Origin of the sequence: Azospirillum himalayense, from assembly GCF_042657465.1 — a bacterium.
GTDB classification, from domain to species: Bacteria; Pseudomonadota; Alphaproteobacteria; order Azospirillales; family Azospirillaceae; genus Azospirillum; species Azospirillum himalayense.
Genome location: NZ_JBHSLC010000114.1, coordinates 1 through 5,859 on the forward strand (window position 1 = coordinate 1; position 5,859 = coordinate 5,859).

Below are 5,859 nucleotides of genomic sequence, written 5' to 3' on the forward strand. Positions count from 1 at the left end.
AAGGACTTCCAGCTTGGCGTGGACCACATTGACCTGCGTGAGATGGGCGCGCAACCAGGACAGATATCCGTCACAGCAGCATTGGGCGGCACGCTCCTGACTTACGGCACCAATCAAATGTTCCTCCAGGGAATCAGCCAAAGCGCGATTGGCAACACCAATCTTTGGGTGTGACGATCAAGAGGGCCGCTCCAAAGAAGGCGACAGGTAGCTGGTCCCGGCGATCTGGTCCACCACAGCGACGGCGCCAGCAGCAGGCGCGCGGCGGCCTCGTCGCCGCCGCAATCGGCCAGGGCCTTGTCGGCGACCTGCTGGGCATCGGGCACGATCGGCGGTTCCGGCATCACGCCACCCGGCGATCGTGCTGATCGATGTGGGTGTCGAGGCGTTGTGTCAGCCCATCCACCCGCTCCGACACGCTGTTGAGCAGCGCATACATCTCGTCCATGGAGTGGCCGGACGGCTGCGGGCGCTGCAGCCACATCCGCCAGCCCAGCAGGCCGGCGGCGGACAGGATCGCGGCGGCCTGCACGGAGGGGTGCGCGCCGGTCAGGGCCTGGATGGTGGAGCCGATCAGACCGTTGACTGTGGGGTCGTCGGCCAGGGCGACCGCGGCGGGGAGGCCGGTACCGATGACGGCCAGGGCGGCGACATGGGGCAGCTTCATTGATGGTCTCCTGCGGCCCGGGGCGCGGGCATAGAAAAGGCGCCTTGTCGGCGCCGGGGTGGTCGGTCAAGCTGGAGTGTTGTCGCGGGCTGGTCAGAGCGCGGCGGCGCGGCGGAAGAAGTCGTCCACCTCGTCCGGCGTCAGCCCGCGGGCCTCGCCGATTGCGACCGTGAGCGGATGATCGCGACGGAACTCGACGGCGCCAGACAGCAGCATCTCGGCCCCGAACCGCTCGTCTTCGTCCATGTGGGCGATCAGGTCCGCCAGCACGGGCGGCAGGTCGCCGGTCCGCACCGCGGCCAGGGCCTCGGCGGGGGTGATGTAGCCATCCATGGCCAGGGCCTGAAAGAACTGGCGGTCCGAGATGACGGCCGGCACCGGTGCGGGCGCCGACTGCTCCGGGTCGTAAGCGGCCACCGCAGCGTCAAGCGCCTCCTGGGTCACGCCGGGCACGTGGAGCCGGGCACCGTCGTACCACACGCGATCATCACCGCCGGCCGCATCCGCGATCAGGCGCAGGCCCCATTCGGGTGGCAACTCGGCGGAGGCGATCACCTCCGTCTCCGCCGTTTCGATGTCAGTCAGATCGTCGGTCATCACGCCACCTTGAAGCCGTGGAAGAAGGTGTAGGCGCCGGCACTGGCACCCTGCACGGCGAGGCTCCCCAACGTGGCCTCACCGTGCCAGACGCGCAGGTCGACGTAATCGGTGGTGCCGTTGAGGGTCAGGATCGCGCTGCCGGCAACGGCAAGGCTTGCCGCCTGCTGGGCATTGCGCCGGTCCAGCCGGTAGGCGATCAGGCCGTTGAGATAAAGATCGAGCGCAGCTAGCGTGCCCGTTGAGCAGTTCGTGAAGGTCGCGGCACCGATGAAGGCGTATTGGCCCGGCGACTTGGCGGTGAAACGGCCAATGTTGCCGGTGGTGTCGAAGGCTCCAGCGGTGTCAGCCGCCTCCAGATCAAACTGGATGATGGTGGATATCGACGGACTGATGACTTGGTTGGCGCTTCGGTATGCGCTGAACGCCGCGTGCTTGCCGTCCACATAGCTCTTCGGCGCCGCGTCGGCTGCGGCGGTCGGTGTGCCGGTGTTGGCGATCCGCGAATTCCCGGCGTCGATGTAGGTGCCGTCCGGACCCTTGAAGACGGCCCGCTCCGGAGGGATGTCATTGAAGACTGTCACCGCACCGGTAAAGTTCAGGCGCACCGTCGTCCCGGCACTGTTTCCCAGGACAACAGCGCGGTCCAGCGATGTGCTCCCCCCAACGGTCACCGTTGAGTATCCATACTCCCACGACACCCCATCAGTAATGATGTAGTATGCCGGGGAGCCGTTGCCGAAACTATTCCACGACTGCTTTCCTGTCGGAGTGGAGTTGATAATCACAGGCCCGGTGCCTGGATTGTTTCCATTTCCGACGACTCTCGCTCTCAGCATCACAACCTCTCGGTCTGGGTGGCCGTCCAGCCGCGCAGGCTGGAGCCTTGGTAGGGATAGGAGATGTCAGCCTCGGTCTTGAGCGGCCCGAAGATGGTCTCGTGCTGCCGGTAAGCCCCCTCGGGGTCCGGCACACACAGGATGTTTCCGCCGGTCTCTGCCGCCCGCATCAGCGGGGCCAGCCGGGTCCAGACCTCATCGGTCGTCACTGCGCGCAGCTCCAGCGATTGCCGCCGGGCCACGCTGTCCAGGCGCGGGTAGGTCTGGCCGCCGCGCGTCACCACGTCGGCACGCCGCGCCTCCTGGCCCTGTGTCGAGCCGTAGCCGAAGTTGTACTGCGGCTGCCAAACCGGGCCGGTGTAGGCGAGCGGCACGTTGATCATGCGGTCGGGGTTGGTGGGATCGTCGATGTCGATGCGCAGGCACTGGCCGGTGGCGTCACTCGGCAGGACGTGCAGGGCCTGCCCGACGCCGGGCACGACGCCGGGGGTGACGGCGCCGCTGTCGTAGGTCGGCGCGGTCAGGGTTGAGCCAGCCGCACCGGTCAGGCCTTGGATCTGCGCATTGGTCAGCCGCTTGCCGTACAGCGCGACCCGCGTGACAAAGCCATTGAGCGGGACGGCCCCGCCAAGGCTGGAGCCGATGCGGAGCGCGGTGATCGGCGGCACGAGGGCTGACGTGTCGGTTGCTGCCGTCCCGCCATTGACCGACTGGGCGATATCGTTGAGCGCCAAAGCCACGGCCAGCCGTTGTGGAACCCCCACGGTGTCGGGGCCGCGGGCCGCGCCGAAATCGAATTGTCCGATACCGCCGACTGCCCCGGCCGCGTACAGGCTGGCGGAGCCCGCCCATGTCACGACCGCCACGCTGTTATCGTTGCTGCCGTCGTCCAGACGCAGCGCGGCGGCCAAGCTCGTATTCCGGACGAGCGGGACCACATCCGCGAAGACCGTCAGTACGCCGGCCAGACCGGACACCGACGCCCATGCGGCGTCGGCTTGGCGGGTGGCCGCAGCAGAGGTGGTGGGGATGTAACTGGTGGCGCCCGCGCCGCCCTCGACCTGGGCGCCCCACGCATGCACGGAGCCCGTCCCGCCTCCGTAGCTCGCCGACCCGGCGGGCAGGAGCCGACAGGTGAGATTGGTATTCCCGGCGCCGTTGTTGGCCACCGACACGGCTGCACGATACCATCCGCCGCCCACCGGGGTAAGCGCTACGGCAAGACAATTAAAGTTGTTCGTGATGGTCAGCGCCGACCAATTGATCGTGGCAAGGGCGCCATAACTGGTGCCGCCGAAGTGCTCAAGATACAGAGCTGATCGCAGAGCCGTCCCCTGTCGCAGGAACAGGCTGAATGTGCGCGTCGCTGTGTCGTTGCTTATGGTTACAACTTGTTGCACCACTTGGTCCGCGGCAGTCGCATCGGCCAGAACGGCGGTTAGCGAACCGTCCGGCGCGGCCACCGAGGATGACGTCACGCTGGCCGTGGCAGTCCAGGGAGACGCCGACAAGGCCGCGGACTGCCGCACACTGTTGGTCCGCTGTTCCTCCGACAGATAGCCTGCGGCGATCCACGTGCCGGTGGCCGCGTCGTAGCGGTAGCCGATCCGCGGCACGCCAGACCCTGCCGTGCGGATCACCCCGGCGTAGTCATAATAGGTCGCCGTGCTGGCGCGGGTGAAGGTGGCCCCCGCCGGCAGACCGGCACGCAGATCGATGTCGTAAAGCGCCGGCTCCTCCACCACGCTGGAGCGCGAACCCACCCTGACCCGGATCTGCGCTGCCGACGTCAGGTTGGTGCGGGCCAGCAGTGTTGCCCGCCATGTCACGTCGGCGCCGGCATCGACAACGAACCACGCGCCCGCTGCCGACGTGACGACACCCTGCCCCGTCTGCCACGCCGACGCGGTGTCTCCCTGGTCGTTTTGGAGGTTGGACGCGGGGAGCCCCTGCACCTCCGAACCAGCCTGGACGGTGCCGGTCAGGGGGTGGTTCTCATAGCCCCACAGATGATTTTGATGGGTCATTGCTGAGGCTCCACGAGCACACGTAGTTTTGCGGTCGGCTCACCGAGCCGGATTTGATCGCCGGTAACCCGGACGAGAGGGCCGCGGGCGAGCGCGCCTTGCGGGTACTGGACGGCCAGCACGTCGCCGATCTCGTGCCGCAGCACGAACTCGATCGGCATCTCCAGATCGAAGGCCGACAAGCCGTCGCCGAACATCGCCACCAGATCGGCGGCGAGTGCGGCGGCCTGCGTCCCGTCCAGTAGGTCGGTCTGCACCGGATCAGGATCGGATGGCCGCGCGTAGGCTTGGGCGACAGCGGCGTTGGGCGCAGTCGCCACCTGCCACTCCTGCGCGAGCGCCTGTTTTCGGGCATCGGAGAGGCCGGCAGCATAGTCCGTGGTCTGGACGGTATGGTTCCGCCCCCACGCCACTCTCCACCGACTGGCCGGCGGGGTGAGCGGGGCGCCGAGATCAACGGGGGTGGCGCTGACGATGTGCGCGGTAGTGTAGATCGCAGCCGGCCGGACGCCGACCGACAGACGCCGCATCGACACCGCCGCCAGCCTGCCGGAGCGCGTCGGGACGAGGCGGCAGCCGATGGACCCGAGCAGGCTCGCCACCCTGTCCAAGCCCTGCTGCGCCTCTGCCGCGTAATATCCGGCGGTGTAGGGCCACGCCGCATCGACCCCGACGAAACTGCCGACGTCAATAAGGCCTGGGTCCAGGGCCATGTCTTCGGTCAGCGTGCGCAGGGCCAGCAACCCGGCCGTGTCGACGTAGCCGGCCACCGGGAACGCCGCCACCACGTCGGCGGTGATCTCACCCTCGGCTGCGGCCCCGAGCTTGACCAATGACAAGGCGTCACAGGTCGCATAGGCCCCCGACGCGACCGTGGCGGAGGCAAGAGCGGCGTACGACGGGTAGTCCGACCCCGGCGTGAAGACCGCACCACCCCGCTCGTAGAGCGTGACGACGGCGCCCAAGCCGTCGCTGTACTGGTAGATGCGGTTGGCAGGGTCGATCAGGACCAGCGAGACGCCGCGGATCGGCGCCGACGCCGTACCGCCGCGCGCCTTTGGCCTGGGCAGGCCGGCCAGCTCCGCCGTGCCCTCATATCCACCTGTCCCGGCATAGAGCGAGGATTGCAGCGGCCTCTCAGCCCAATAGGTCGCATCACGCAACGGGATGATGAGGTGCTGATCATCGACGCGCCAGGGCAGCGCAAATCCCCTCCAGGCATCGGCCAGGGAGGCGTCGGGAGGGTCCACGTCGTAGCCGCGCGACGCGTCACTCACCTTTCGACCGACGCGGAGACGGGCTGGGCGTCCGTCAACATTGCGGGTGCCGATCAGGGCATCATACCGCCGGTCCGTGTTGGCCAGCCTGATTTCGCCCCAGCTCGCCCCCGCCGCCGACGATCCGGGAGCGAGGTTGACCGCCCGGTCGATAGCGCCGGCCTCCGCCAGCCGGGCCGGGTAGGCGACAACGCCGAGTGGATCGGTGGCGCGGGTCCGGTAGCCTCGATCCGACGCCCGCAAGGTCTCCACCGACTCCAGCTGATAGCTGGCGGTGCTGGTGTCCATCCACGGCGCACCCATCCATTCCGGGTCCTCCGGGACGGATGCTGTGCCGGGAAGCAGCATCTCAACCTCAGCGGTGATCAGCAGCGGCCCGGTCGGCGTGGTCAGGGCGTAGGCAGGCGGGAGCCCGGACGGCGCGTCGAGGTCAAGCCACGCGCCGTCAGCCC

5 protein-coding genes are annotated in these 5,859 nt (G+C 68.0%); all 5 read right to left on the bottom strand.

Annotation, left to right across the window (positions count from 1 at the left end; genetic code table 11):
• Window positions 1-343 precede the first annotated feature (343 nt).
• Window positions 344-667 (bottom strand): hypothetical protein, encoded by a 324-nt coding sequence (locus ACFPMG_RS31035; RefSeq protein WP_376999472.1) that lies wholly within the window; start codon window positions 665-667, stop codon window positions 344-346.
• Between the two features lie 93 nt (window positions 668-760).
• Window positions 761-1,264, bottom strand: coding sequence for a hypothetical protein (locus ACFPMG_RS31040; RefSeq protein ID WP_376999474.1), 504 nt, complete (start codon window positions 1,262-1,264; stop codon window positions 761-763).
• On the bottom strand, window positions 1,264-1,938 hold the full coding sequence (locus tag ACFPMG_RS31045; protein WP_376999476.1) for a C1q-like domain-containing protein: 675 nt from the start codon (window positions 1,936-1,938) through the stop codon (window positions 1,264-1,266). The genes ACFPMG_RS31040 and ACFPMG_RS31045 overlap by 1 nt, the downstream gene beginning before the upstream one ends.
• A 164-nt stretch (window positions 1,939-2,102) precedes the next feature.
• A complete protein-coding gene (locus ACFPMG_RS31050; protein WP_376999478.1) occupies window positions 2,103-4,130 on the bottom strand; it encodes a phage head spike fiber domain-containing protein in 2,028 nt (675 codons plus the stop codon).
• Window positions 4,127-5,859: hypothetical protein (locus ACFPMG_RS31055; protein WP_376999480.1), on the bottom strand; the 1,733-nt coding region annotated here is incomplete at its 5' end. The genes ACFPMG_RS31050 and ACFPMG_RS31055, both read right to left, overlap by 4 nt.

Excerpts from the sequence above, each read along its gene's own strand:
- ACFPMG_RS31035 (WP_376999472.1), bottom strand. The coding sequence starts at position 667 with ATGAAGCTGCCCCATGTCGCCGCCCTGGCCGTCATCGGTACCGGCCTC.
- ACFPMG_RS31050 (WP_376999478.1), bottom strand. The coding sequence starts at position 4,130 with ATGACCCATCAAAATCATCTGTGGGGCTATGAGAACCACCCCCTGACC.
- ACFPMG_RS31040 (WP_376999474.1), bottom strand. The coding sequence starts at position 1,264 with ATGACCGACGATCTGACTGACATCGAAACGGCGGAGACGGAGGTGATC.